The sequence below is a fragment of the Mammaliicoccus sp. J-M41 genome (genome assembly GCF_022385935.1).
In the GTDB taxonomy this organism is placed as follows: domain Bacteria; phylum Bacillota; class Bacilli; order Staphylococcales; family Staphylococcaceae; genus Mammaliicoccus; species Mammaliicoccus sciuri_A.
Genome location: NZ_JAJNIR010000064.1, coordinates 1 through 1,653, shown reverse-complemented (window position 1 = coordinate 1,653; position 1,653 = coordinate 1). Strand labels below are relative to the sequence as shown.

The window sequence follows — 1,653 nt, the reverse complement described above, 5'->3', positions numbered from 1 at the left end:
AAAGTACTTCAGAGTGATTGGCTTAACCAATCAAAAATGAGCTTATCAAGCTTACTTCTTTTATGGAGAGTTTGATCCTGGCTCAGGATGAACGCTGGCGGCGTGCCTAATACATGCAAGTCGAGCGAACAGATGAGAAGCTTGCTTCTCTGATGTTAGCGGCGGACGGGTGAGTAACACGTGGGTAACCTACCTATAAGACTGGGATAACTCCGGGAAACCGGGGCTAATACCGGATAATATTTTGAACCGCATGGTTCGATAGTGAAAGACGGTTTCGGCTGTCACTTATAGATGGACCCGCGCCGTATTAGCTAGTTGGTAAGGTAACGGCTTACCAAGGCGACGATACGTAGCCGACCTGAGAGGGTGATCGGCCACACTGGAACTGAGACACGGTCCAGACTCCTACGGGAGGCAGCAGTAGGGAATCTTCCGCAATGGGCGAAAGCCTGACGGAGCAACGCCGCGTGAGTGATGAAGGTCTTCGGATCGTAAAACTCTGTTGTTAGGGAAGAACAAATTTGTTAGTAACTGAACAAGTCTTGACGGTACCTAACCAGAAAGCCACGGCTAACTACGTGCCAGCAGCCGCGGTAATACGTAGGTGGCAAGCGTTATCCGGAATTATTGGGCGTAAAGCGCGCGTAGGCGGTTTCTTAAGTCTGATGTGAAAGCCCACGGCTCAACCGTGGAGGGTCATTGGAAACTGGGAAACTTGAGTGCAGAAGAGGAGAGTGGAATTCCATGTGTAGCGGTGAAATGCGCAGAGATATGGAGGAACACCAGTGGCGAAGGCGGCTCTCTGGTCTGTAACTGACGCTGATGTGCGAAAGCGTGGGGATCAAACAGGATTAGATACCCTGGTAGTCCACGCCGTAAACGATGAGTGCTAAGTGTTAGGGGGTTTCCGCCCCTTAGTGCTGCAGCTAACGCATTAAGCACTCCGCCTGGGGAGTACGACCGCAAGGTTGAAACTCAAAGGAATTGACGGGGACCCGCACAAGCGGTGGAGCATGTGGTTTAATTCGAAGCAACGCGAAGAACCTTACCAAATCTTGACATCCTTTGACCGCTCTAGAGATAGAGTCTTCCCCTTCGGGGGACAAAGTGACAGGTGGTGCATGGTTGTCGTCAGCTCGTGTCGTGAGATGTTGGGTTAAGTCCCGCAACGAGCGCAACCCTTAAGCTTAGTTGCCATCATTAAGTTGGGCACTCTAGGTTGACTGCCGGTGACAAACCGGAGGAAGGTGGGGATGACGTCAAATCATCATGCCCCTTATGATTTGGGCTACACACGTGCTACAATGGATAATACAAAGGGCAGCGAATCCGCGAGGCCAAGCAAATCCCATAAAATTATTCTCAGTTCGGATTGTAGTCTGCAACTCGACTACATGAAGCTGGAATCGCTAGTAATCGTAGATCAGCATGCTACGGTGAATACGTTCCCGGGTCTTGTACACACCGCCCGTCACACCACGAGAGTTTGTAACACCCGAAGCCGGTGGAGTAACCTTTTAGGAGCTAGCCGTCGAAGGTGGGACAAATGATTGGGGTGAAGTCGTAACAAGGTAGCCGTATCGGAAGGTGCGGCTGGATCACCTCCTTTCTAAGGATATTACGGAATGACCATTAGGTCATGGAATAACG

1 rRNA gene is annotated in these 1,653 nt (G+C 50.8%); it reads left to right on the top strand.

What is annotated here, in order from left to right:
• The first annotated feature begins 59 nt into the window (after positions 1-59).
• A 16S ribosomal RNA gene (locus tag LQ686_RS13840) occupies positions 60-1,612 on the top strand.
• Positions 1,613-1,653 lie beyond the last annotated feature (41 nt).